Annotated in this window: 21 protein-coding genes; 13 read left to right on the top strand and 8 right to left on the bottom strand. The window is 62.3% G+C overall.

Features of this window, described 5'->3' with window-relative positions:
• The 4 genes from EOD15_RS07285 to EOD15_RS07270 form a co-directional block, all read left to right on the top strand.
• Nucleotides 1-758, top strand: a 758-nt coding sequence (locus EOD15_RS07285; RefSeq protein ID WP_148129504.1) for an ABC transporter permease, incomplete at its 5' end; no start/stop codon positions are given.
• Nucleotides 755-1,543, top strand: coding sequence for an ABC transporter permease (locus tag EOD15_RS07280; RefSeq protein WP_127322952.1), 789 nt, complete (start codon nucleotides 755-757; stop codon nucleotides 1,541-1,543). The genes EOD15_RS07285 and EOD15_RS07280, both read left to right, overlap by 4 nt.
• Before the next feature lie 104 nt (nucleotides 1,544-1,647).
• Complete coding sequence (locus EOD15_RS07275) at nucleotides 1,648-2,679, top strand: extracellular solute-binding protein (protein ID WP_127408394.1); 1,032 nt, start codon at nucleotides 1,648-1,650, stop codon at nucleotides 2,677-2,679.
• A 56-nt stretch (nucleotides 2,680-2,735) separates the two neighbouring features.
• Nucleotides 2,736-4,346, top strand: a complete 1,611-nt coding sequence (locus EOD15_RS07270; protein WP_127323073.1) for a GMC family oxidoreductase N-terminal domain-containing protein — start codon at nucleotides 2,736-2,738, stop codon at nucleotides 4,344-4,346.
• A 43-nt stretch (nucleotides 4,347-4,389) separates the two neighbouring features.
• Here EOD15_RS07270 and EOD15_RS37200 read toward each other — a convergent pair whose 3' ends face one another.
• Nucleotides 4,390-4,515 carry a hypothetical protein gene (locus EOD15_RS37200; RefSeq protein ID WP_281035553.1) on the bottom strand — a complete coding sequence of 42 codons (126 nt, stop codon included), beginning with the start codon at nucleotides 4,513-4,515 and terminating at the stop codon, nucleotides 4,390-4,392.
• Nucleotides 4,512-4,967: a GntR family transcriptional regulator gene (locus EOD15_RS07265; protein ID WP_127408393.1), complete on the bottom strand. Its 456-nt coding sequence runs from the start codon at nucleotides 4,965-4,967 to the stop codon at nucleotides 4,512-4,514. Before EOD15_RS07265 ends, EOD15_RS37200 begins: the two co-directional genes overlap by 4 nt.
• A 529-nt stretch (nucleotides 4,968-5,496) precedes the next feature.
• Here EOD15_RS07265 and EOD15_RS07260 point away from each other — a divergent pair.
• A complete protein-coding gene (locus EOD15_RS07260) occupies nucleotides 5,497-6,630 on the top strand; it encodes an NAD(P)/FAD-dependent oxidoreductase (RefSeq protein WP_245463599.1) in 1,134 nt (377 codons plus the stop codon).
• On the opposite strand, the gene EOD15_RS07255 is transcribed toward EOD15_RS07260, so the two are convergent.
• From EOD15_RS07255 to EOD15_RS07230, 6 genes are all read right to left on the bottom strand, one after another.
• Complete coding sequence (locus EOD15_RS07255) at nucleotides 6,620-7,441, bottom strand: carbohydrate ABC transporter permease (RefSeq protein WP_127321544.1); 822 nt, start codon at nucleotides 7,439-7,441, stop codon at nucleotides 6,620-6,622. The two genes, EOD15_RS07260 and EOD15_RS07255, sit on opposite strands and share 11 nt — an antisense overlap.
• Nucleotides 7,442-7,443: 2 nt before the next feature.
• The gene (locus EOD15_RS07250; RefSeq protein WP_127321545.1) at nucleotides 7,444-8,310 is read right to left on the bottom strand and encodes a sugar ABC transporter permease; all 867 of its coding nucleotides are present in this window, start codon (nucleotides 8,308-8,310) and stop codon (nucleotides 7,444-7,446) included.
• Between the two features lie 56 nt (nucleotides 8,311-8,366).
• Complete coding sequence (locus EOD15_RS07245; RefSeq protein WP_245463598.1) at nucleotides 8,367-9,662, bottom strand: extracellular solute-binding protein; 1,296 nt, start codon at nucleotides 9,660-9,662, stop codon at nucleotides 8,367-8,369.
• 81 nt (nucleotides 9,663-9,743) lie between these two features.
• Nucleotides 9,744-11,276 carry a putative N-acetylmannosamine-6-phosphate 2-epimerase gene (locus EOD15_RS07240; RefSeq protein ID WP_127321547.1) on the bottom strand — a complete coding sequence of 511 codons (1,533 nt, stop codon included), beginning with the start codon at nucleotides 11,274-11,276 and terminating at the stop codon, nucleotides 9,744-9,746.
• A 68-nt stretch (nucleotides 11,277-11,344) separates the two neighbouring features.
• Nucleotides 11,345-12,094, bottom strand: a complete 750-nt coding sequence (locus tag EOD15_RS07235; RefSeq protein ID WP_127408395.1) for a GntR family transcriptional regulator — start codon at nucleotides 12,092-12,094, stop codon at nucleotides 11,345-11,347.
• Between the two features lie 129 nt (nucleotides 12,095-12,223).
• Nucleotides 12,224-13,063 (bottom strand): IclR family transcriptional regulator, encoded by an 840-nt coding sequence (locus EOD15_RS07230; RefSeq protein WP_164749416.1) that lies wholly within the window; start codon nucleotides 13,061-13,063, stop codon nucleotides 12,224-12,226.
• 40 nt (nucleotides 13,064-13,103) lie between these two features.
• On the opposite strand from EOD15_RS07230, the gene EOD15_RS07225 reads away from it, so the two are divergent.
• From EOD15_RS07225 to EOD15_RS07190, 8 genes are all read left to right on the top strand, one after another.
• Nucleotides 13,104-14,207 (top strand): succinylglutamate desuccinylase/aspartoacylase family protein, encoded by a 1,104-nt coding sequence (locus tag EOD15_RS07225; RefSeq protein WP_245463597.1) that lies wholly within the window; start codon nucleotides 13,104-13,106, stop codon nucleotides 14,205-14,207.
• Nucleotides 14,197-15,135: a threonine/serine dehydratase gene (locus tag EOD15_RS07220; protein ID WP_127322711.1), complete on the top strand. Its 939-nt coding sequence runs from the start codon at nucleotides 14,197-14,199 to the stop codon at nucleotides 15,133-15,135. Before EOD15_RS07225 ends, EOD15_RS07220 begins: the two co-directional genes overlap by 11 nt.
• Before the next feature lie 158 nt (nucleotides 15,136-15,293).
• A complete protein-coding gene (locus EOD15_RS07215; RefSeq protein WP_127322740.1) occupies nucleotides 15,294-16,313 on the top strand; it encodes a sugar ABC transporter substrate-binding protein in 1,020 nt (339 codons plus the stop codon).
• A gap of 116 nt (nucleotides 16,314-16,429) precedes the next feature.
• Nucleotides 16,430-18,973 carry an ATP-binding cassette domain-containing protein gene (locus EOD15_RS07210; protein WP_127408392.1) on the top strand — a complete coding sequence of 848 codons (2,544 nt, stop codon included), beginning with the start codon at nucleotides 16,430-16,432 and terminating at the stop codon, nucleotides 18,971-18,973.
• A gap of 10 nt (nucleotides 18,974-18,983) precedes the next feature.
• On the top strand, nucleotides 18,984-20,006 hold the full coding sequence (locus EOD15_RS07205; protein WP_127323117.1) for a Gfo/Idh/MocA family oxidoreductase: 1,023 nt from the start codon (nucleotides 18,984-18,986) through the stop codon (nucleotides 20,004-20,006).
• 10 nt (nucleotides 20,007-20,016) lie between these two features.
• Nucleotides 20,017-20,991, top strand: a complete 975-nt coding sequence (locus tag EOD15_RS07200) for an ABC transporter permease (protein ID WP_127380973.1) — start codon at nucleotides 20,017-20,019, stop codon at nucleotides 20,989-20,991.
• Nucleotides 20,988-21,794, top strand: coding sequence for a creatininase family protein (locus EOD15_RS07195; RefSeq protein ID WP_127323041.1), 807 nt, complete (start codon nucleotides 20,988-20,990; stop codon nucleotides 21,792-21,794). The genes EOD15_RS07200 and EOD15_RS07195 overlap by 4 nt, the downstream gene beginning before the upstream one ends.
• The coding region (locus EOD15_RS07190; RefSeq protein ID WP_245463596.1) for an aldehyde dehydrogenase family protein at nucleotides 21,791-23,301 on the top strand (1,511 nt) is incomplete at its 3' end. The genes EOD15_RS07195 and EOD15_RS07190, both read left to right, overlap by 4 nt.

Below are 23,301 nucleotides of genomic sequence, written 5' to 3'. Positions count from 1 at the left end.
AATATGTGTTCACCACAGCGCCCTACACGCAGCTTTTGTTCAACGAAGGCTGGACCGGCGAGATGGAGTTCAATCCGCAATATCTCATCGTTGTTGCCAGAACGCTGGTCCTGTCGGCCGTGACAACATCGATCTGCCTGCTTCTGAGCTTCCCGGTCGCCTATTTCATCGCGCTGCAGCGGCCGGCGATCAAAGTGCTGCTGATCTATCTCGTCACGCTGCCATTCTGGGTTTCGATGATCGTGCGCGTCTATTCCTGGATCATCATCCTGGGCAAGGACGGTGTCGTCGAAAAGACCCTTCGCGGTCTCGGCCTCGTCGACAACATGGACTCGCTGCTGTTCGGCAACACCGCCATGCTGCTCGGTCTCGTCTACAGCTACATTCCGCTGATGATCCTGCCGATCTTCGCCTCGATCGAAAAGCTCGACCCTGCACTCATCGAGGCGTCGCATGATCTCTATGGCAACCGCCTCACCACATTGCGCCGCGTTGTCCTGCCCCTCACCCGGCCCGGCATGATCGCCGGCGCGATCCTGGTGTTCGTTCCAAGCCTCGGCGCGGTCCTGGAGCCGACCCTGCTCGGCGGCGGCAAGACCATGATGATGGGCAATCTCATCCAGCTGCAGTTCGGTGGCGCCCGCAACTGGCCGCTCGGCGCCGCCATCGCCATCGTGCTGATGGCCGCGGTCATGGTCTTCCTGATTTTCCAGGGTCTGCGCTCGATGCGCACCGAAGGCCTGGAGCGTGCGGCATGAACGCGGACGATGATGTCAGGCGCTATCCGGGCTTCGGTCTCTTCAGCGCGATCTTCTTCGCCTATCTCTATTTGCCCGTCGCCGTCGTGGTGTTCTACTCTTTCAATGCGAACCGGATCGTCTCCAATTGGGGCGGCTTCTCATTGCACTGGTACGCCACCGCTTTGTCCAACGCCAACCTGATGACAGCGGTGAAGACCTCCCTGCTCGTCGCCACGGTCGCCACAGTCGCCTCGACCCTTGTCGCGTTGATGGCGGCATTGGTGCTGGTGCGCGGCCGCGATGTCCGGTTCCGCCGCATCTCCGAAGCGGTGGTGAACCTGCCGCTGCTCCTGCCCGAAATCGTCGTTGCTGTCGCCGTCCTGATCCTCTTCTCCGAGATCGGGCTCGCCAACGGAATGGTGAAGCTGATGATCGCCCACACCACCTTCTGCATCCCGTTCGCCTTCCTGCCGATACGCGCCCGCCTGCAGGGAATGGACTTCGATCTGGAGGAAGCCGCCCGCGATCTCTATGCAACCGGTTGGGTCGCCTTTCGTCGCGTCACGCTGCCGCTCATCCTGCCGGGTGTCTTCGCCGGCGCCATGCTCGCCTTCGTCATCTCGATGGATGATTTCATCACCAGCAACCTGTTGAATTCCGGCGGCGCCACCACGCTGCCGGTCTACATTTTCTCACTGATCAAGCAGGGCGTGTCGCCGCAGCTCAACGCAATCTCGACCTTGATCATGATTGTTTCGGTGGTGCTGGCGACCGTGGCCTTCCTGCTTCAGCGACGGCAGTAGCAGCGGCGTAGTTTTTCCTAATCAAGGCGTCGGGCAAATCGAATTTATCGAACCCGACGGTTTGTTATCGTCGCCCCCGGGAGAACAACAAACAGGGGAATGACATGACGACTAAAATTGCAGCGCTCGCCATGGCCGGTGCCATGAGCCTCGCCTTTAGCGTGCCCGCTCTCGCCGAGGGCGGGCTGGCCATCTACGCATGGGCGGATTCCATCTCGCCCGAGATGGTCACGAAATTCGAGAAGGAAACCGGCATAAAGGTCACTGTCGACGCCTTCTCATCCAACGAGGACCTGTTGACCAAGCTGCAGGCCGGCTCGTCGGGCTACGACATCGTCACGCCTTCGCAGCACTTCGTGAAGATCATGATCGACAGCGGGCTGCTCGAGGATTTCGGCGCCAGCTCGATGGCGGCCTACAGCCAAGTCCTGCCGGACTGGCAGAAACCGTGGTGGGATGCGACAGGCAATCATTCGATCCCGCTCGCCTTCGGCAATGCCGGCTACACCGTCAACCGCGACCTCTACAAAGGCCCGGTCGACAGCTGGAAGACCTATTTCGAGCCACCGGCGGAGCTGCGCGGCAAGATCGCCAGCCTGGCGCAGCCCGACGAAGTCATTCCGGCAGCGGAAAACTATCTCGGCATCAAATACTGCAGCGAAGACCCGCAGGAGATGAAGCGCGTGCTCGACCTCTTGCTGGCGCAGAAGCCATTCGTGGCGGCCTATTCCAGCGACAACATCGAAAACCGCATCGGCAGCGGCGAGGTTGCCGCCCATTTCTGGTGGGACGGCAACACCATGAGGCTTCGCCGCAACGACAAGGCCAATGTCGAATACGCGATGCCGAAAGAAGGTCTGGTCGGCTGGCTGGATTCCTATGTCGTGCCGAAGGGCGCGACCAATATCGAGAACGCCAAGAAGTTCATCGATTTCATGACCCAGATCGACAACGCGACGGCGCAGTACAATTATTACGGCCACTCTTCGCCGGTGAAGATCGACGAGAGCAAGGCGCTCTACAACAAGGAGAACGCTCCGGAGCTGTTCCCGACCGTTCCCGTCAAGATGGGCCAGGCCTGCTCGCCGGCGGCGCAGGAACTCGTCACCAAGGTCTGGACGCAGCTTCTGCAATGAGCCGCTCAGCCGGGGCGCGCGCCGCCCCGGCATCTCCATTCTCAAAGGGGCTGGCCATGCAGACCGAAAATCTTGACTACGATTACATCGTCATCGGCGCAGGCTCGGCCGGTTGTGTCCTTGCCAATCGCCTGAGCGCCAACCCGTCCCACAAAGTGTGCCTGATCGAAGCCGGCGGCAGCGATAGCGGGCTGCGGGTCAAGGTGCCTGCCGGCATCCTCTCGCTCTACGGCAATCCGAACTATGACTACTGCTATGTCGGCGTGCCTCAGCCCAACCTCAACGGCCGCAGGATTCCGGTCAATCGCGGCAAGGCGCTGGGCGGCTCCAGTTCCATCAACTCGATGGTCTACATCAGGGGCGCCGCGCAGGACTATGACGAGTGGTCGCGACTCGGCTGCGCAGGCTGGGCATTCAGCGACGTGCTTCCCGTCTTCAAGAAGCTCGAGCGCAACCTGCTTGGCCAGGACCCGCACTACCACGGTACAGGCGGGGAACTGCTGGTCGACAAGCCGCGCGATCCGAATGTGCTGTCGTCGATGTTCGTCAAGGCCGGCAACAATGCCGGTCTTCCGGGCAACAGCGACTTCAATGCCGAAAGCCAGTTCGGCCTCGGCATCTACAATGTCACCCAGGATCGCGGCCAGCGCTTCAGCAGTTTCACCGCCTTCATGCGCCCGGTGCTCGATCGCAAGAATCTCACAATCCTCAGCGAATGCGAAGTGATCGACCTCGATATAGCCGAGGAACGCGCGACAGGGGTACGGGTGCGGTACAAGGGCGAGCAGAAGACGCTGTCGGCCCGCCGCGAAATCGTGCTTTCGGCCGGGGCGATCAATTCACCGAAGATCTTGCTGGCGTCCGGCATCGGCGCAGCCGCCGAGTTGCAGGCGACCGGTATAAAGCCGGTTGTCGATCTGCCGGGCGTGGGCAAGAACCTTCAGGACCATATCGACGGCATGATCACGGTCCGCTCCTCGAGCACGAAGACGCTCGGCCTGTCGCTGCCCAACCTGCCCCGCGTGCTGGCTGCGCCCTTCCGGTATTTTGCCGGCCGCAAGGGCATGCTCACCACCAACTACGTCGAAGCCGGCGGCTTTGCCCGGACGAAGTATACGAACGGCATTCCCGACATCCAGTTCCACTTCGTGCCCGGCTATCGCAGCCATCGCGGCAGGCTGGTGGAGTACGGCCATGGCTACGCAATCCACACCTGCGTGCTCAGGCCCAAAAGCGTCGGCGAACTCAAACTGTCAGGCCAGGCGTCGAACCGGGATGTGCTGATCGATCATCGCTTCTTCTCGAACGACGAGGACGCCAGGGTGTTGGTCGAAGGCATCAAGATCGCGCGTCAAATCTTTGCCGCATCCGAGTTCGACCCGATCAGGGGGACGGAGATGCTGCCGGGCAAGGATGTTCGCAGCGATGACGAGATCCTCGCCTATCTGCGTGCCGAAGCGCTCACCGTCTATCATCCGGTGGGGACGTGCAAGATGGGGACCGATGCGATGGCCGTCGTCGACCCGGCAACGCTCAAGGTGCGCGGCATCAGTGGCTTGCGGGTCGCGGATGCGTCCGTGATGCCGAAGCTGATCGGCGGCAACACCAATGCCCCCAGCATGATGATCGGGCACCGGGCAGCGGAGATGATCCTGGGCCGGGGATAATTTCTGTAGCGCAACTCCAGGAAAGGCGTGCAGCGGCCTTCCTTCAGTAGCCGCGCAAAAACAATGAGTTGGAGCGGATCAGTGAATCAAACATTGAACCGGCGCTTTTGCAGCTGGGCTGCGGCGGGCACGCGCCGTCGAATTCAAGCGGCTTGATCGTCCCGCTCATCCGCCTCGCCGTTGATCTCGCGCAGCAGCCTTTCGATGTCGGCCTTCGGGAGACGGTTCGGCGAGTTGGTCGCGCATCAGCCGGCGCAACGTCGAGGTCAGCGCGCCCGGCGTCGCATTGTGGCGCGCCAGCAGTGCCCGCTCGCTGATGACCCCATCCAGGACACCGAGTGCCATGTCGCGCATCACTTTCTCGTCGAGAGAAAGCGACCCCACCTGATCTCGGCGAGCGCCCGGCTGGATCGCTTCGAGCAATCGAGCCGCGGTGGGCTCGTAACTTACGACCCCTTCGCCCTGCAATTGCACCCGAGCGTGAGGAACAGGTGTACGCGAGACGCCAAGGGTCGCCGCGACCTCCGCCTCGTTGATCCGCTCACCGACTTGAATTCGCTCGAAGAACTGAGCCCGAAGCTGATTGCGAATGCGTTCCTGGAGCGGCGAGGCTGCGGTCATACTGACCCTGCATGCACGCCGCCGGGCCGAGCCGGATCGCCGAACCGCATGCGTATTCCGAAGACATGGACACGACAAACATGGCGCGCCACTACATCGCAACTTGGCTATCGTGGCCTTGGGAGACGCGGTTTACCACCGAAATGAAATCCGCGACCAGCTTGTCCGGCGTGCCTCGATAATCGATGGCGATGACGCATTCCTGCATGGTCGGGCTTATTTGGCAGCCTGATCGTAGCCTTCGTGCTGTCGCTCAATGGCCGGAATATCTCGTTCTACCCGGCGCCACGCCTACCATGCCATCGGTCGCCTGGGGCGCACTGCGCTAAGGCGTCAAGCCGGAGCTCTATGCGCTTTCGTCGATCATCAACATTATGGTATTTGCCGCAATCGCGGTGCTTTATTTCGTTGCACGCTCGGACAGAAAACGGCCGATGGAGTGACATGTCATGCTTGTGGTGCTTTCGGCGGGCCGGAATTCTGGTGAGGCCTGCTTGCACGTCCTGCATTGTGCCCCAGGGTCTGGCGAATGACGATGGGGGTCCCCGACGAGAAAGTCGATTGCATCGTCATCGGCGCCGGCGTCGTCGGTCTGGCGATTGCGCGGCGGCTGGCGCTCGAGGGACGCGAAGTTCTTGTCGTGGAGGCCGAGGACAGCCCCGGGCTGGGCACCTCGAGCCGCAACAGCGAGGTCATCCATGCCGGCATCTACTATCCGAAGGGCAGCCTGAAAGCGCAGCTATGCGTCGAAGGAAAGAACGCGCTTTACCGCTATTGCGAAGCGCGCGGGATTCCGCACAAACGCATCGGCAAGCTGATCGTCGCCGCCAGCGACGCGGAATTGCCGATTCTGGAGGGGATCCGGACCAAGGCTGCGGACAATGGTGTTGCGGACCTGGAGATGCTCAGCCGCGCGGATGTGGAACGGCTTGAGCCTGAACTGGACGTTGCCGGCGCGCTTTTGTCCCCAAGCACGGGGATCGTCGACAGCCGCGCGCTGATGCTGGGGCTACAGGGCGATGCCGAGAATGCCGGTGCCACCTTTGCGTTTCGCGCGCCGGTTCTCGGCGGCAGCGTCGACGAAACGGGCTGCGAGCTCCAGTTTGGCGGCGATATGGAAGGCTATAGGATCGCCGCAAATCTGGTCATCAATGCGGCCGGATTGTCAGCCCATCTCGTTGCCCGGAGCCTTGCGGGCGGGCATGGCGGCAAAATCCCAGATGTCACCTACGTCAAAGGCAATTACTTTGCGCTTGGACGCCGCCCGTCCTTCAACCATCTTGTTTATCCGGTTCCGGAACCAGGCGGCCTCGGAGTTCACCTGACGCTGGATATGGCCGGATCGGTTCGTTTCGGGCCGGACGTCGAGCCCGTCGATGAGGTCGGCTACGCGGTCGACCCAACTCGGGCCACACCATTCTACGCGGCCATCCGACGCTATTGGCCGGGGCTGAGGGACGGGGAACTGGAGCCGAGCTATTGCGGGCTGCGGCCTAAAACGAACGGGTTGCAGTTCGGCGATTTCGACATTCTGGCAGATCCGTCCGGACGGCTGATCAGTCTTTTCGGAATCGAGTCACCTGGCCTGACAAGTGCGCTCGCCCTGTCGGATAGGGTTGTCCAACTAGTCAGAACGACGAGCTCGTCTTGCTTTAGCCTTTGACCGCTCCAGCGGTCATGGATCCTGATATCTGCCGATACATCACAAGACCCAGCAAGGCCGGCGGCAAGGCACCCAGCATCATGACCGCGGAAGCGGTTCCCCATTTTACGCCGCCGCCGCTTGCGGCGAAGAAGAAGGACGCGCCGACCGTCATCGGCACGGCACGGCTGGTTGTCAGCATGAGACCGAAGAGGAACTCGTTCCAGGCAGTGATGAAGCCGAAAATGAAGGTTGTGACGAGCGCCGGTCGGATGACGGGCCGGACGATCATCATCATCACCTGCAAGGAACTTGCGCCATCGACTTTCGCCGCCTCGTCGAGTTCGACCGGTACATCTGAAATCGCGTTCACCAGGATGACGAGCGCAAGCGGCGCGTTGACGATGGTCAGGATGAGCCCGAGCCCGATCCGCGTATCGAGCAGGCCCAGCCACTGGTACATCATGTAAAGTGGGATCGCGAAGATGATCAGCGGCACGGCGCGAAGATTGATGACGATCGGCAGGACCAAGCGCTTTCCCGCCTCGCTACGCGCGATCGCATAGGCAGCCGGGAACGCGAGCACGATCGCAAGGCCGGTTCCGATCAGCGCCGCCACGGTGCTGTTCAGCAGGTAGGCATAGATGTTGAAGCGGCTGGTCTGCGTCAGAACCTCCAGGTAGTTGTCGAGCGTCGGTTGGCTGATCCACAAACCGGGGTTCGTCGAAAGCTCGCGCTGGCTTTTGAGCGATGTGATCAGCGTCACGATAATGGGGAAATTCATCGCCAGCACGGCGATGGCAAAAACGATCCAGCGCAGTGCCCTGACCATCGTCAACGCTTCCTGCGGCCGGCAAGCCGGTTAAGGCCGTGGAGAACGATGAACGACGCCAGGAACAAGACAACCGAAGCGGCGACCGCCTTGCCGATAGCCCCTTCCTTGAAGAAGGCCTGGTAGATGTAGATCGACAAGGACGTCGTTGAACCGCCAGCGCCACTGCCGGTCAGCGCATAGACATTGTCGAACACCCGGAAACCGTCGATGAAACGGATGAAAAACGCGATGACCAGCGTCGGCTTCATCAACGGCAGGTCGATCCACCGAACGATCTCAAACGGTGATGCGCCATCGAGCGAGGAGGCTTCGCGCACGTCGAGCGGTATGGCCGAATAGGCCATGTAGAAGAGCAGGAAGGCGAAAGGCGTCCATTGCAGCGTCTCCACGACGACAAGGGTGCGGAAGGCATTGTTGATGTCGAGGAAGGCCGGGCTGTCGCCAAACCATTCGAAGAGATAGTAGGGGACGGGGCCCGCGAATTCATGCAGCACCAGCCGGTACATGAGACCGACCATGGCCGGCGCGACCATAAGCGGCAGCATCAACGGCGCCATCAGGACTGGTCGCTTGCTCAGAAGCGGCGCCAGGAAGATGGCAAGGAAAAGGCCGATCAGACATTCCGCTGATGCGGTAAGAATACCGAAGCGCAGAGAGAACCAGGCCGAGCTCCAGAATTCGCGGTCGTTCAACACCGCGACATAGTTGGCGAAACCACTCAACACCGGACTGCGCAGCGTCTCGAATGTGACGGTCGAAACGGAATAGATCAGATTGACGATCGCCGGAAAGCCGAGGAACAGAAGCAGGAAGCCGACCAGCGGCGTCAGATACATCCTGCCTTCGGCACGTGTCACAAGGGCCATGTCGATCCGCCAAACGCGCCGGACACCGAGCCTCGACCCGGCGTCCGGCAAATGGTTCATTTCTGGAGAAGGTCCTGCATGCCCGCCTTGGTGTGGGCGAGCGCGTCCTCGAGGCTCTGCTGGCCGGACCAGTAGCCGGTGAACTCCTTTGCCTGCAGTTCATAGACCGGGAGCGCACTCGCGGACGTCGCTCCGATCATGACATAGCCGTACTTGCTGGCGAATTCGCCGAGCTTGACGAGGTCGGGACGTTCCTTCGCAACCTTGGCGACGACATCGGGAGACAATGCCGGCGAACCGCCGCTGCGCGCATAGAGCAAGGCCGCATCCTCGGTGGCGAGCCACTTCAGGAACTTGACGGCGCCTTCCTTGTTCTTGGCGTTCTTGTTGAGGCCCAAACCAAGGCCGTGGATGTGATCGGCGCGTCCGTCGGGACCTGTTGGCGGCGCGACGATCCCGGTCATCTCGGCGACGGCCGGGGATTTTTCGGTGCTGGTCAGATCCGCCGCCGCGGCATTCCACTGCAGCGCTGTTGCGGCCTGGCCGGATGCGAAGGCCGCGTTGGTTTCAGCATATTCGTAGCTAAGCGAATCCTTGGGCGAAGACCCGGCATCATAGAGTTTCTTGTAGAGCTCGAGGCCGGTCCTGTAGGCATCGGAATCCACCATGACATTGCCGTCCTTGTCCATCCAGTCGCCGCCGTAGGAGCGCGGCAGCGACTGGAAGACCATCATGTTGAACAGCAGGTTTTTCATCTGCAGGACCGTGCCGTAGCGCACCGGGCTGTCGGGGTTCACCTGCTTGGTGAAATAGAGGGCGGTGGCCGCCCAGTCGTCCCAGGTCCAGCTGTCCGGGTCTTTCGGCTGCAGCGGCTTGCCGAGATATTTCTGGGCGATTTCACCATAGGTCTTCTTGGCGGCGTCATCCCCGATCAAGGCGTCGATGAGATCCTTGCGGTAGTACATGAAGTGCAACGAAAGGTCTGTCGGCACGCCGTATTGCTTGCCGTCGAACTGCATCGTCTTGAGAACGGATTCGCCGAAAACCTTGGCCGCGCCCGCGCCAAGATCGACCGGCTCCATATAGGGCGCGTAGCGACCGAGCGAGTAGGTGGCGACGAGGTTCACGTCGAAGGCACTGGATCCGGCCGCCATGTCAGCCTGCAGCTTGTCGTAAAAGCCTTCCCGGTTGAAGAACAGCAACTCCACCTTGTCGGCATCACTGGCCTGCTTGTTGTAGGTTTCCACGGTTGCCCGCAGTGCGGTTTCCTCGGAGCCGCCAGGCCAGCCGAGCACGGTCACGGTTGCGTTGGCAAAGGTCGGCAAAGCCGTCCCCGCAAGGAGGGTGGCCATAAGCGCAAAAGATGTCCTGCTCAATTTCATGATCGTTCCCTTCTTTTTTGATGATTTTTGCATGACACGACCGGGGCGCCGTTACCTTGCCCATTCGGCAAGATCGGCAACACCGATGACGCCGGCGTGGCCTCCGAGCTTCGCCGCCACGAGATCGGGGGAAAGGCGCGGCGGGACCTCGCTCAGATGTGCGCGCACCCGGTCGAGATAGCCTTCTGCAAGACCGATGCTGCCACCGATGACGATCGATTTCGGATCGAACATCATCTGAATGTCCCGGCACAGCGCCGCGACCCGCGAGGCGCTTCGCGAGACGATGGCGCCGGCCCAGTCCTCGCCCTTCAGCGCGTGTCCGAACACATCGGCTGCGTCCGCCTTGGAACCGGCCTTGAGGGCCTCCGAAGCGATCCAGCGGCCGGACGTGCTGTCTTCGAGCGGAGCCCGGTCTTCAGACAGACCACGGATCAGACCGAAGTGACCGGCTAGACCGGACAGCAATCGGCCGTTGCAAACGATGCCGCCGCCAATTCCGGTAGAGATGGTCAGAAAGACGATGTCGCGACCTTGCCCGGCGCCGAATTTGTATTCGCCCCAGGCAGCCGCCTGGGCATCGTTGAACGCCCAGACCGGTTTGCCGAAAACAGCGGATGCCCTTTCGACCAGCGGATAGCCGTCGGGAATGCCAAGGGTTGCCGGATTCAATGCCGACCAGCGTCCATCCTGCACCAGTCCGGTCACCGCAATGCCGATGCGGCTGAAGCGGCTCGACCAGGCTGACGTGCTTTGCGCGAGGGATGCCAGCCAGGCGTCGGGTCCAGCCTCTCGCGCGGTCCGCACGATCTTGTCCTCTATCACCGTGCCATCGCTGACCAGCGCGGCCATGGTCTTGGTTCCCCCGATGTCGATGCCCAGGACACTTGTGCCAAGGGGGGTTTGCGCGCCCCTCGCCGCATAGGCGTCGGAAAGCGCCTGGTGGAACCATGAGGTGACGTGCTCGGTACGGGTGATCGCCGAGCCGACAACCACGGCACAGGCGCCGGCGCGCGCGGCGGCAGCCGCCTGCTCAGGCGACCGGATACGCCCTTCGGCAATGACGTAGGGGGTCAGGGTTCGCATTTCAGCGATGAGGGCGATATCCGGATCCTGCGGCTCCGGCCCGCCGACATAGCCGGAAAGCGTCGTGCCGACGAAATCGACACCCGCGGCAAGGGCCCGGCGCGCATCGTCAAGGCAAGAGCAATCGGCCATGGTCAGCTTGTTCCTGGCCTTGACGGCTTTCACAAGCGCTTCGACAGGAACGGGACGGACACGCTCCGTCGCATCGAAAGCGATGATATCGGCGCCCGCCTCGGCCAGGGCCTCGACATCGGCCAGATAGGGTGTGATGCGCACGGGACTGTCGGTGAGATCGCGCTTGACGATACCGATGATCGGCACGCGGACGGCCAGGCGGGCGGCCGCGACATAGGGCACGGATTCGATGCGCAGGGCCTTGGCTCCGGCTTCAACAGCGGCCCTGGCAAAGCCCGTCACGAATTGCGCACTGTCCATCGGGCCGCCGGGAACCGGCTGGCAGGACACGATGAGACTGTTGGCGATGTCTTCCCGCTGCACGTCGGCACTCCCTTGTCGCCATCACGATAAATGGAAAATACCAGATTACAACCAGTTCATAACTGGTATTATCTTTGCAGCTCGAAGACGAAATCGTAGACGTCGCCTTTGTAGCGTGTCTCGCAGTATTCCACGATCTGTCCGTCGGCGAGAAAGCAGCGGCGCTCGGTCATCAGCAGCGGTGCGCCCGCGTCGCAATGAAGGTACTTTGCATCCTCCAGCGACGCGCCGCGCGAGCGCATGCGCTGGATTGCCCTCTGAGGCAGGAAGCCGCGTGCATCAAGCGCTTCATAAAGGGAATCCTGAACCATCTCGGGCGAAGGAAGGAAGCGAACCGGCACGGCCGAGACCTCGACAGCGATCGGCGCGCTATCGGCTGTCCGCACACGACGCATGCGAACCACATTGGTATTGCCCGCAATACCCAGGGCCATCATTTCGGCCGGGGATGGACGGCTTATCTGCTTGGAAAGCCATAGACATCCAGGCTTCAGGCCGCGCGCCAGAATGTCCTCCGAAAAGCTCGTCAGCGTCGAAAGCGATTTCTCGACCCGCGACCCGATCTCGGTTTTGGAACCGTGCCGGCGATTGAGCTGCCCTTCCTCTTCGAGCAGCGCCAGGGCCTTTCTCACAGTGACTCGCGAGATCGACAGGGCTTCCGCCAGAACCCGCTCGCCTGGCAGAACCGCGCCGGCTTTCAAAGCATTGGAACGGATCGCTGCCTCGATCGCCGATTTCAACCGTCTGTAAAGCGGCACATCGGACGCTGTCGCTTCCATTTCCCGACTGACAAGCCCGATCAGGTTCACGGTTGTCATTGCCCTTCCTCCCGCGCGAGAAGCACCCAGGATCAAAACATTCCTGACTGGACCTATACTGGTATTATCAATCCGGTGCAAACGGCCGGCGGACGGTGCTTCGCCGCGCCCTCAGCGCATCACGATCCCTTAGCGAACCCTCGGTGACAGCTTCATGGAGATGCGATCGCAGGCAGCCCGCAGGACCTCCAGAGTATAGGCATGGCGGCTTTCACGCGTGTGGCGATTGATATAGGCGACGATGATGGAGGCGACGGCACTGCCGTCCGGCCCGATGACCGGACAGCAGATATCGGTGATCCCGACGAAGTCACGGCTCTCGCGCATCCAGTAGCCGTCCGCGCGGATGGTACGAAGCTGCTTTTCCAGCGCGTCACGATCCAGCGGCGCCGGTGAATGCGCCGCACATTCATCGATCATCCGCGCTGCGACCTTTGGTGACTGGAAGGCAAGTATCACATGGCCGGAGGTCGCGTCGGTGGCCAGGCGGCCGTAGCCGAGGCGCAGCGTGAACGCCATGTCCTCGCCGCCGGGAGCGGCCGCGGTCACGACGGTCAAGCCATGATTGAAGACGACCAGGTGCGGCGACTGATTTGAGTCCCCGGCAATCTGCGTCAGCTCGGGCATGGCGGCGGACATGAGATCCTGAGCGCTCGGCGTGTGCAGCCCCAGCTTGAAAAGCTTGTCGGTCAACGAATAGGCGTCGGTCTCGGCGTTGCGCTCGATATATTGACGCTCCTGCAGCGCGATCAGCATCCGGAAAATCTCATTCTTCGAACGGCCGAGGCCTTCCGCGATCTCCTTCATCGTCAAGGGCGCCCGCGCCTCCGCCAGCAGTTCCAGGACATCCAGCCCCTTGGTCAGCGCCGGGGCCGAATAGGTCGGTTTGCCACTCTCTTTTGCGTCATCTGCCATTCGAAGAATCCCCGGTGGTCCCGCACGATAGAGACAAGAAATCGGAATTGCCATTGGTTTTATATCCAAACTTGACACCATATATAAAACTGACATGATGACGGGGACAATGAATTTCGAGGCCGACCCGATGACCGTCCAGAGACGTGCAAACACTGTGCGCGCAACCATCATTCCCCGGAACAACAGTGTTTACACGTCCGTCGATTTCGATCGCGAGGGCAAGCAGATGGGCTTCTTCCATGTGCCCCAATCGCCGCACGACGATGCCTGGGGTACGGTCCGCGTTCCGCTCGCCGTCATCAAGAACGGTGACGGTCCAACGGTCCTGATCGAGGGTGGCAACCACGGCGACGAATATGAGGGGCCGATCGCGCTCGGCGAGCTTCTGCGCGAGATCGATCCACGGGATATTGCCGGACGCATCATTGCGATTCCGGCCATCAACATTCGGGCCGTCGAGGCCGGCACCCGCACCTCCCCGGTCGACGGGTTGAATTTCAACCGCAGTTTCCCGGGCGATTTCAACGGCACGCTGACAAGCCAGATCGCGGCTTACGTGCATGACGTCCTGTTTCCGATGGCCGACTACTTCCTGGATCTCCATTCCGGCGGTTCGTCCCTGATGATCCTGCCGAGCGCGATCATCGAGCCCTCCCCGACCTCGCAGGGGCATCGCAAGAACATCAGGGCGACGCTCGCCTTCGGGGCGCCGACCGTTGTCATGGTCGACAATCTCGGTGAAACCCGGACCTCGACCGCGTCCGCCAACCACCAGGGACTGATCGTTATCGGCAGTGAGATGGCCGGCGGCGGCCTTGTCAGTCCGGATGCGCTGGCCATCTGCCGCAGGGGCATCCGCAATGTGCTGAAACATGCAGGCGTTCTGAAGGGCGCGCCTGACATCGCCCCTGGCGCCAACGCACGCGTGCTCAAGGTTCCCGGAAGCGAAGGCTATCTGCTTTCCGAGGAGGACGGTGTCTTCGAGCCCTTGAGCCCGCTCGGCAGTGCCGTCAGCAAGGGCGACCTTGCCGGACGCATTCACTTCCTCCACACGCCGTCACGCGCGCCCATCGATCTTCTTCACCCCATCGACGGTATCGTTTTCGCCAAGCGTCAGCCCGGCCGTGTGCGTCCGGGGAATTGCTGCTTCGTGCTTGCCAACGAATATCCGGAGGCACTGACCGATGAGCCATGAGGACATCATGGCGGCTGCCCGGCGCATTGCCCCCTTCATACGGCGCACCCCGGTCGTCAAGCTCGACCATGCCACGGGCGCAAACCTTCAACATGATGTCTATTTGAAACTGGAATGCCTCCAGGTGAGCGGCTCCTTCAAAATTCGGGGCGCCACGAACCGGGTTAAAACGCTCGAGCCAAGCCGGATCGAAAACGGACTGATCGCCGCATCCGGCGGCAATCACGGCCTGGCCACCGCCTATGTGGCTGCCCGGGCCGGCGTTCCCGCCACCATTTACCTGCCGAACAATGCAAGCCCGCTGAAGGCGGAAAAGCTTCGCAAATGGGGGGCTGACGTTCGCTTCGAAGGCAATGTCTGGGATGAAGCGCATGAGGCTGCATCGGCCGAGGCAAAGGCGTGCGGCGCCTTCTACATGCATCCCTTCGCCGATGCCCAGATCGTGTCCGGTCAGGGAACCGTGGCGCTGGAGATGGTCGATCAGATGCCCGATGCCGACATCTATATCGTCGCGATCGGCGGTGGCGGGCTCATCAGCGGCATGTCCGAAGTCCTGAAGCACGTCAAACCCGAAGCCAGGATCATCGGTGTCGAGCCGACCGGTTCACCGACCCTTCACGCCTCCCTGGCTGCCGGCCGTGTCGTTCGCTTGCCCCAGATAACGACGAAGGTGGCGACCATGGCCTGCGGCCGCACGGACGAAAGCATCTACGAGATCGTCGCCAAGCACGTCGACGACATCGTCCTTGTCGAGGATGCGGACATGCAGAAGGCCGCTGAATTGCTCTGGTTCGAATTCGGCATCGCCGCCGACCTCAGTGGGGCGGCATCGGTGGCCGCGTTGACGAGCGGCGCTTTCAAGCCACCGCGCGGCGCCCGCATCGCCGGGCTTGTCTGTGGCGCCGGTATCGAAGGCCTGAATGGCTGAGATTGAGCAAGGCCGGTCCACGCAGACGCGGCCCTGACATGGATACGGCACGAGTGCCGCGAAATACCGCCGGAATGCCTGTCACTGGGACGGTCGTCGTGCGGGACATGAAAAAGAGGCGAAGAATCGTCCTGTCGCAACAAGAGGAGAACTGAAACATGTGCATTTCCCTGAAAGCATCCATTGCTCTGCTCGCATTCGCCATCGCGACGCCCTCGCTTGCCGCGGAAAAGGTTTTGGGGCTTGCGGCAATCGACCTGCAGAACTCCTTCTTCGTCCGCATGAAGGAAGCGGGCGACGTGGCTGCCGCCGACTATGGGGTGAAATCCACTTGGCAGAGCGCCGAGGGCAGTCTGGAAAAACAGGTCAGCATCATCGAGAATTTCATCAATCAGGGCGTCAGCGCGATCCTGATCGATCCGATCGACAAGAACGCGGTCATTCCGGTCATCCAGAAAGCCACCGCCGCCGGCATTCCGGTGATCACCATGGGCAACAAGGTCGAGGCCGGCTCGAACTACTCGACGCTCTATCCGGACTACGACAACATGTCGATGGTTGCCCGCGCGCTCGGCAAGTCGCTTGGCGGCAAGGGCGAAGTCGCCCTGCTCGTCGGTTCGCGTGGCAACTTCGTGTCCGACACGCGCGAAAAAGGCTTTGTCGAAACCCTGAAAAAGGAGTTTCCGGACATCAAGGTTGTCGGCATCGAGCCGACCGGCTGGGACGCAGCCAAGGCAACCAATGCCGCCCAGACCTGGCTCACCACCTATCCGGATCTGAAGGCCATCGGCTGCATCTCCGACAGCCTTTGCCTGGCCGCCGACTCCGTTGCCAGCTCGATGGGAACCCAGTTGCTCTACGGCGGCTATGACGGCGACGCCGAGATGAAGCCGCTGATCGACGACGGCAAGATGGTGATGGACGTGCTGACCGGCGCCTATCGTGTCGGCTACTGGAACATCGCCGTTGCCGCTCGCCTGGCCAACGGCGAAAAGCTGCCGCAGGATCTCTACATGCCGACCTATTTCGTGACCTCGGATGCGACGGCCGCGAAGCTCAAGGCGGATGGCCTCACCTTCGAATACATCAACACCGACAAAGAGGCGGTGGAAGCCAAGAACTATACCGAGCAACTCGGTCCCAAGGTTCCGGCGACCGCCATGACCCTGGCAAAGTAACAGCCTAAAAGCGGCTCAAGCGCCGGATGACGTATCATCCGGCGTCCCCTTTTCCCGACGATCGCCGTCGCCGCTCCGTGGTGACCGCGCATGATGCTCGATAAGAGGACCGACCCATGTTCCAGTCCTGGACCTCTCCGTTACTGCGGCGCAACGAACCGGTTCTCATCGCGGTGCTGCTGGTCGCCATCGCCGTCTTCGGCTGGATCGATCCGCGTTTTCTGTCGACCGGCAATCTTGTCAGCATCGCGCAGCAGAGTGCGGTCATCGCCCTCATCTCTTTTGCCATGACGGCCGTGATCATCGCGCGCGGCATTGATATTTCCGTCGGCAGCAATCTTGCCTGTTCCGGCATCGCCGCGGGTCTTGCCTACACGGCAACCGGCTCGGCGAGCTTGAGCCTTCTCGCCGCGATCGGTGGCGGTGCCGCAATCGGTCTGCTCAATGGAACGCTGATCGGCTTTGCCGGCATCTCCCCATTCATCGCAACGCTCGCCACCATGGCGTTTGCGCGCGGCCTGGCGCTCAGCCTCTCCGGCGCATCCAGCATCGCGGTCGCCGATCCGGTCCTGCTTTTCGCGGGACGCGAGACGATCGGCCTCCTGCCGGTCTCCGTCATCATCGCCGCCATCTGCCTGGGCCTCTGGTGGTTCGTGCTCAATCGTACGGTCTACGGACGCTGGATCTATGCGGTCGGCGGAAATGCGGGCGCGGCGCGGGCCTCACTGGTTCCCGTCGACCTCGTGCGCATCTCCGTCTACCTGATTGCCGGTGCGACGGCCGGGCTCGGCGCGATACTCACCATCGGCCGCCTTGGTTCGGCACAGCCGCTTGCCGGCACCGGCCTCGAATTTACAGCCATCACAGCCGCCATCATCGGCGGCACGAAACTGTCCGGCGGCCAGGGCTCCATCTGGGGAACGGCGATCGGGGCGCTGCTGCTGGGCGTCATCAACACCGGCCTGTCCTTCCTGCAGGTACCGCAGATCCTGATCTATTTCGTGACCGCGAGCCTCATTCTGGTGGCCGTTCTCACCAGCCAGCCGGAGAGTGTCGCCGCCCTGTTCAAGACCGGTGGCCGCAAGTCCACCCCGTCGCCCCGCAACATCGCCGCAACACCGGTCGGCAAACACAGCATCGCCTTGCGCGGGCTTGGCAAGTCTTTTCCGGGCGTCAAGGCACTCGATGGTGTCAGCTTTGCCGTCTCGGCCGGTGAGGTGGTGGGACTTGCCGGCGAGAACGGGGCCGGGAAATCGACGCTGGTGAAGTGCATTTCCGGTCTGCATCGCCCGGACGAGGGTGAGATCATCATCGACGGCAACGCCGTCCAGTTCCACTCCCCCAGCGACGCCAGGGGCATCAGCGTCATCCATCAGCATTTCAGCCTTTCGCCGGACCTGACGGTGGCGGAGAATCTCTTCATCGGCCGCGAACCGCATACCCGCCTGGGATTTCTCGACCGGGCCCGGATGCGGCGAGATGCAAAATCCATCATGGACGAGCTGTCGCTCGACATCGACATTGGCGCGGAGCTGCGAACGCTTTCCGTCGGGCACCGGCAGATGGTGGAAATTGCCCGTGCCGTTCTGTCCGATGCTTGGTTCTTCATCATGGACGAGCCGACCAGCGCGCTCTCCAACCGCGAGCGCGACCAACTCTACGACCTGATCGACAGGCTGAGAGCTCGCGGCGCCGGCATCCTCTACATCTCCCACAAGATGGAAGAGATCTTCAGCCAGTGCGACCGCGTCGTCGTTCTGCGTGACGGGCGCTTCATCGGCGAGCGCCAGACCCGCCAGACCAGCGAGGCCGAGATCATCTCGATGATGGTCGGGCGCGACGTCGGCGACATCTTCCCCTATCTCGAAGCGCAAGTCGGCGAAACCGCGATCGAAATCAGCAACATCTCCGATGGCAAGCTCTTGAAGTCGGCCACGCTCAGCGTGTGCAGGGGCGAAATCGTCGCGCTCGCCGGCCTGATGGGAAGCGGCCGCTCCGAGGTGCTCAGGCTGATTGCCGGCCTCGAGACCATGCATGGCGGCACGCTCAGAATTTTCGGCGGGCAGCAGACCGGCGGCGACACCAAGGCCGCCAATCGCGCCGGCATCGTCTACTTACCCGAAGACCGGCACCTGGAAGGATTCGTCGGCACGATGTCGATCAGGGACAACCTGTCCCTCGCCTGGATTCGCGACAACAGTCACTTCGGCCTGCTGAAACCTCGCCGCATCCTGGCACTCGCCCGCGATCTCATCGGCTCACTCGGCGTGCGGCCGGCCCAGCCCGACAAAATGACCATCGAGCTTTCGGGCGGCAATCAGCAGAAGGTCGTCATCGGCAAATGGCTTGCCACCAAACCGAAGATCATCCTGCTCGACGAGCCGACACGCGGCGTCGACGTCGGCGCGAAGTCCGAACTCCATCACCTGATCGCAAGATTGAAGGCCGAGGGCGCGGCGATCCTCATGGTGTCGAGCGAGTTGCCCGAGGTTCTCGGCGTTGCCGACCGCATCGTCGTCATGCGCGAAGGCCACTCTGTCGGCACGCTGGCTCGTGGGGCGACGGAAGAAGACGTGATGACGCTGGCCTTCGGTGATCGCACGATCACACCGCCAGCCTGCGCACCCCGGCCAGCATCCAACCTTGCACCATGCCTGTAAGGAGAACCCTTTGAGCAAGCTGAAGATCGCCATTGTCGGTGCCGGCTACATGGGCCTTCTGCATGCGCAGGTGGTTGCCGCGAGCCCTGTCGCGGAACTGTCGGCATTCGTTGATCCGAATGCTGCCACGGGGAGCAAGGCCGCGTCCGATTTCGGTGCCCGGCATTTCCGCGATGCCGCCACCGCGCTGGCCGCCAATGCCGCCGACGCCTATATCGTGGCGGCACCCGACACGCTGCATGAAGACGTCTGCCGCACGCTGCTCGATGCCGGCAAGCCGGTGTTGCTCGAAAAACCGATGGCTCACGATCTTTCCGCTGCCAAGGCGATTGCTAGAGCGGCGGAGAGAAACGGCGCGCGCCTGTTGGTCGGCCACATCCTGCGGTTCGACCCGCGCTATTGCGAGGCCGCGGCAGCGGTGAAATCCGGGCGGATCGGCGAGCCGATCCACGGCAGCAGCGGCCGTTTCACCAATCGCGAAGTCGGTCTTCGCATGAACGGAAATTCGAGCGTCTGCTTCTACCTCGGCGTGCATGACGTGGATGCGCTGCAATGGATCTCAGGTTCGGACATCATCGCCGTCTACTCCCGCCCGGTCGCCAAGCTCATGCCTTCGCTCGGGGTTCGCTCCGAAGACGCGATCTTCTCCACCGTCGAGCTGTCGAACGGAATGAGCGGACAGCTCTACTTCGGCTGGACGCTGCCACCGACCGTTCCGACCGGCATCTGGGCACGCACGGAAATCATCGGCACGGAAGGCATGATCGACCTCGACGTCCGCGACCATGGTCTGCGCATCCTGTCGCGGGGACAGTGGTCGCAACCCGACGCCCTGCACTGGCCGACCGTCAATGGCCGTATCACCGGGGATCTCTTCGAGGAGGTCCACCATTTCATTTCGGCGGTTCGCGACGACACCCCTTTCGTGATGCCGCTCGGCGACGCCCTGCGCGCCGTCGCCGTCAACGATGCAATCCTGCGCAGCGTCAAATCAGGTCTGCGCGAACCGGTCGAAGATTGGCACATCCGATGAGAGGACCCTCATGACCCGCCAACAGAACATCTGGTGCAGGCGCTTTCTCGACCTGTCGCCGTTGATCCTGCTGGTCGTCCTGCTGGCGATCTTCGCCCTCATCGACGCCCGCATCGTTTCAACCGCCAGCCTCATCAACATCGTCGCTCAGGCGACCCCGATCGCCATCCTGGCGCTGGGCGCCCTGATCGTTCTGCTGACGGCAGGCATCGACCTGTCCGCCGGCGTCGGCGTCGCCTTCTGTGCCGTCTTCATCGCCAGCCTGATCGACGGCGGCGCCGGCCTGCCGCTTGCCCTGCTCGTCGGCTTTGCCGTGATGGTGGTGATCGGCCTCGCGAACGGCGCCGTTATCGCATTGTTGAAGATACCGCCCTTCGTGACGACACTGGCCACAATGGTCGCGCTGCAGGGCGCAACGCTTGCGGTTGCCTCCAAAGGCGTCCTGATGCTGAAGGATCCGACGCTTCGCGCGGTCGGCATCGAGCGCAGCTTCGGCATTCCCAATGTCATCTTCGCAACACTGCTGATCGTCGCCGTAGCAGCAATCCTGATGCGGCACAGCCGTTTCGGGCTGCGTACCTATGCGCTCGGGTCGGATGCCGGGGCCGCGGAACTTGCCGGCATCCCGGTGACGAAACACACGATCCTCGTCTATTGCGCCTCCAGTATCTTCGTCTTCCTGACGGCTGTGATCATGATCAGCCGGGTGCCTGTCGTGACGCCCAATATCGGTGGTACCTCGCTGCTTCTGGACGCGATCGCCGCTGCCGTGCTCGGCGGCACCAGTATTTTTGGCGGACGGGGAACGGTGTGGGGCGCGGTCGTCGGCGCCCTGATCGTCAGCCTGCTGACGACAGCGCTTCGGGTGTTCGGCACGGACCCGTCCAGCCTCGAACTCTACAAGGGGGCAATCATCATGGTCGCTCTCCTGGCCGATTCCGGCATGACCTACGCCAAGGCGCGGCTTGTCGAGGCAGCACGATGAACGAGCCAGCTCCGGCCTTGCCGATCCCGCCTGGATCCAGCTTTGCGCTGATGACCTCCCCGGATACGGAAAGACACGCGACAGCCGGCGTGCATAAACCCGTCGTCATTCTACCGCTCGGCGCTGTCGAGCAACATGGCCCGCATCTGCCGCTCGGCGTCGATTGCTGGCTTGCGGAAGCGGTTGCGCTCGCCGCGGCGGAAGGACAGGCTTCCATGCGTGTCGCCGAACCTTTCGCCTATGGCTCGTCCGAGCATCATCGCTCCTTCTCCGGCACGATGAGCCTCAGCCCGCAGACCTTCATCGCCGTTCTCGTCGATCTCTGCACCTGCCTTGCCGAAGACGGCTATCTGCCGGTCATGCTGAACGGGCATGGCGGAAACCGCGCCGCCATCCAGGTGGCGATCACCACGCTTGGTAAGCGTGGCATCGTCACGGCGGGTTTCTCGTATTTCGATCTCATCGCCGACCTGGCGGCGGAGGCCCTGCCCGATGCCGCTACAGGCACCGGTCACGCTTGTGCGCTTGAAACGTCGTTGATGATGCATGTGCTTGGCGACAGCGTTCGCCGCGATCTCATCCCGCCGGGCGGCACCCCGCCATCCTGGCCGGATCCTCACCTTTACGCCGCGCCGGCCGTCACCGTCTGGCGCCGTTTCGAAGCCATCCGCGGCAACGGCGTCATCGGTACGCCCTCGGAGGCGAGCGCGGAGGCCGGCAGCAGACTTTTCATCGCAGCCGTGGAACGCAGCCGCGCCGCCATTTTGAACATCCAATCCGAATTCGGCCAAAGGAACGCATGATGACAGTCCATTTCAAATCTTCTCTCGAAGGCCCCAACCTGCGCGGCATGGCGATCGTCTCGGAGCCGGAAGCAGCCGCCCGCATCGGCATCAACCGCATCGGCGGCGAGTGGATTGCCGGCAGCTCCGGCAAATTCCTGAAAATCGACAGTCCGTCGACGGGCGAGCATCTCGGCTATCTCTCGCTTTCCACCCGTGCCGATGTCGGCCGCGCGGTGAAAGCCGCCGAAGGCGCACGCGAGGCCATGCGCAAGATGGGAACCTTCGCGCGGGCTCAGCTGTGCATGCGCATCGCCGACGCGATCGACAGGCGCGCCGAGGAGCTCGCACGGCTGCTCTGCCTGGAACAGGGCAAGCCCTTCCACAGCGAAGCAAAGGCCGAAGCATCGGCGGCAGCTCTCGGTTTCCGCAATGCGGCAGAGCAGATGAAGTGGCTGGAGACGGCGGCGTTTCCGCTTGCCGATGCCAACAAGCGCGCCTTCAGCTTCCTGCAGCCGAAGGGTGTCTTTGCCATCATCACACCTTGGAATTTCCCGCTCGCCCTGCCCTGCCTCTATTATCTCGGACCGGCCATCGCAACGGGCAACACCGTCGTCTGGGTGCCGGCGCCGACGACGTCGCTGATTGCCACGGCACTTGTCGAATGCTTCATCGAGGCGGGCCTGCCGGACGGCGCCATCAATCTCGTTCTGGGTGACGGTGCGGAGGTGGGCGACGAGGCGGTCGTTCATCCGGGCACCCATGCCATCGGCTTCACCGGCAGTTCTGTCACAGGCGCGACGATCGCCCGGCGTGGAGCGGGCAAGCCGCTTCTGCTCGAAATGGGCGGCAACGGTCCGACCATCGTGCTGGCCGATGCCGATATCGACATGGCCGCCGCCCAGGTCGGGGCCGGCTGCTTTGCCAATGCCGGGCAGATCTGCACGGCCACCGAACGCGTGCTGGTGCATAAATCCGTCCATGACCGTTTCATCGAAGGTCTCGTGAAAGCGGCCGCGCAGGTGAAAATGGGCGACCCTTTCGATCCCGCGACGACGATGGGTCCGATCAACAATGCGGTGGCCGTCGACAAGGTGCTCAGCCACATCGCGGACGCCCGCGCGCGTGGCGCCGAGATCGTCACCGGCGGCAATGTGGCGTCGGGTTTTGCCACCAATCTCTATTTCGAGCCGTCGATCGTCACAGGACTGACCCGGGAAAGCCTGCTCAATGTCGAGGAATCCTTCGGGCCGATCGCACCAGTGCTGACCTTCGAGACCGACGAGGAGGCGATGGAACTTGCGGCGTCCAGCCCCTACGGCCTGTCGGCCGCGGTCTTCACCAGCACCATCAAGAACGCCTTTGCCTTTGCTGAAAGCCTGAAGGTCGGCATCGTCAACATCAACGAGATGAGCTGTTATTGGGAGCCGCATATTCCTGCCGGCGGCGCCGCCGGGACGCAGAGCGGCCTCGGCCGCACCGGGGGCCGGCACACGCTGATGGAAATGTGCGATTTGAAGACGATTAC

The organism is Mesorhizobium sp. M7A.T.Ca.US.000.02.2.1, from assembly GCF_003996995.1.
Taxonomy (GTDB): domain Bacteria; phylum Pseudomonadota; class Alphaproteobacteria; order Rhizobiales; family Rhizobiaceae; genus Mesorhizobium.
This window is presented reverse-complemented; position numbering and strand designations above follow the sequence as displayed.

What these genes read in the sequence shown, in the direction of transcription:
- EOD15_RS07280 (WP_127322952.1), top strand. Translation starts at nt 755, where the DNA reads ATGAACGCGGACGATGATGTCAGGCGCTATCCGGGCTTCGGTCTCTTC.
- EOD15_RS07275 (WP_127408394.1), top strand. Translation starts at nt 1,648, where the DNA reads ATGACGACTAAAATTGCAGCGCTCGCCATGGCCGGTGCCATGAGCCTC.
- EOD15_RS07270 (WP_127323073.1), top strand. Translation starts at nt 2,736, where the DNA reads ATGCAGACCGAAAATCTTGACTACGATTACATCGTCATCGGCGCAGGC.
- EOD15_RS37200 (WP_281035553.1), bottom strand. Translation starts at nt 4,515, where the DNA reads ATGAGCGGGACGATCAAGCCGCTTGAATTCGACGGCGCGTGCCCGCCG.
- EOD15_RS07265 (WP_127408393.1), bottom strand. Translation starts at nt 4,967, where the DNA reads ATGACCGCAGCCTCGCCGCTCCAGGAACGCATTCGCAATCAGCTTCGG.
- EOD15_RS07260 (WP_245463599.1), top strand. Translation starts at nt 5,497, where the DNA reads ATGACGATGGGGGTCCCCGACGAGAAAGTCGATTGCATCGTCATCGGC.
- EOD15_RS07255 (WP_127321544.1), bottom strand. Translation starts at nt 7,441, where the DNA reads ATGGTCAGGGCACTGCGCTGGATCGTTTTTGCCATCGCCGTGCTGGCG.
- EOD15_RS07250 (WP_127321545.1), bottom strand. Translation starts at nt 8,310, where the DNA reads ATGGCCCTTGTGACACGTGCCGAAGGCAGGATGTATCTGACGCCGCTG.
- EOD15_RS07245 (WP_245463598.1), bottom strand. Translation starts at nt 9,662, where the DNA reads ATGGCCACCCTCCTTGCGGGGACGGCTTTGCCGACCTTTGCCAACGCA.
- EOD15_RS07235 (WP_127408395.1), bottom strand. Translation starts at nt 12,094, where the DNA reads ATGACAACCGTGAACCTGATCGGGCTTGTCAGTCGGGAAATGGAAGCG.
- EOD15_RS07230 (WP_164749416.1), bottom strand. Translation starts at nt 13,063, where the DNA reads ATGGCAATTCCGATTTCTTGTCTCTATCGTGCGGGACCACCGGGGATT.
- EOD15_RS07225 (WP_245463597.1), top strand. Translation starts at nt 13,104, where the DNA reads ATGATGACGGGGACAATGAATTTCGAGGCCGACCCGATGACCGTCCAG.
- EOD15_RS07220 (WP_127322711.1), top strand. Translation starts at nt 14,197, where the DNA reads ATGAGCCATGAGGACATCATGGCGGCTGCCCGGCGCATTGCCCCCTTC.
- EOD15_RS07215 (WP_127322740.1), top strand. Translation starts at nt 15,294, where the DNA reads ATGTGCATTTCCCTGAAAGCATCCATTGCTCTGCTCGCATTCGCCATC.
- EOD15_RS07210 (WP_127408392.1), top strand. Translation starts at nt 16,430, where the DNA reads ATGTTCCAGTCCTGGACCTCTCCGTTACTGCGGCGCAACGAACCGGTT.
- EOD15_RS07200 (WP_127380973.1), top strand. Translation starts at nt 20,017, where the DNA reads ATGACCCGCCAACAGAACATCTGGTGCAGGCGCTTTCTCGACCTGTCG.
- EOD15_RS07195 (WP_127323041.1), top strand. Translation starts at nt 20,988, where the DNA reads ATGAACGAGCCAGCTCCGGCCTTGCCGATCCCGCCTGGATCCAGCTTT.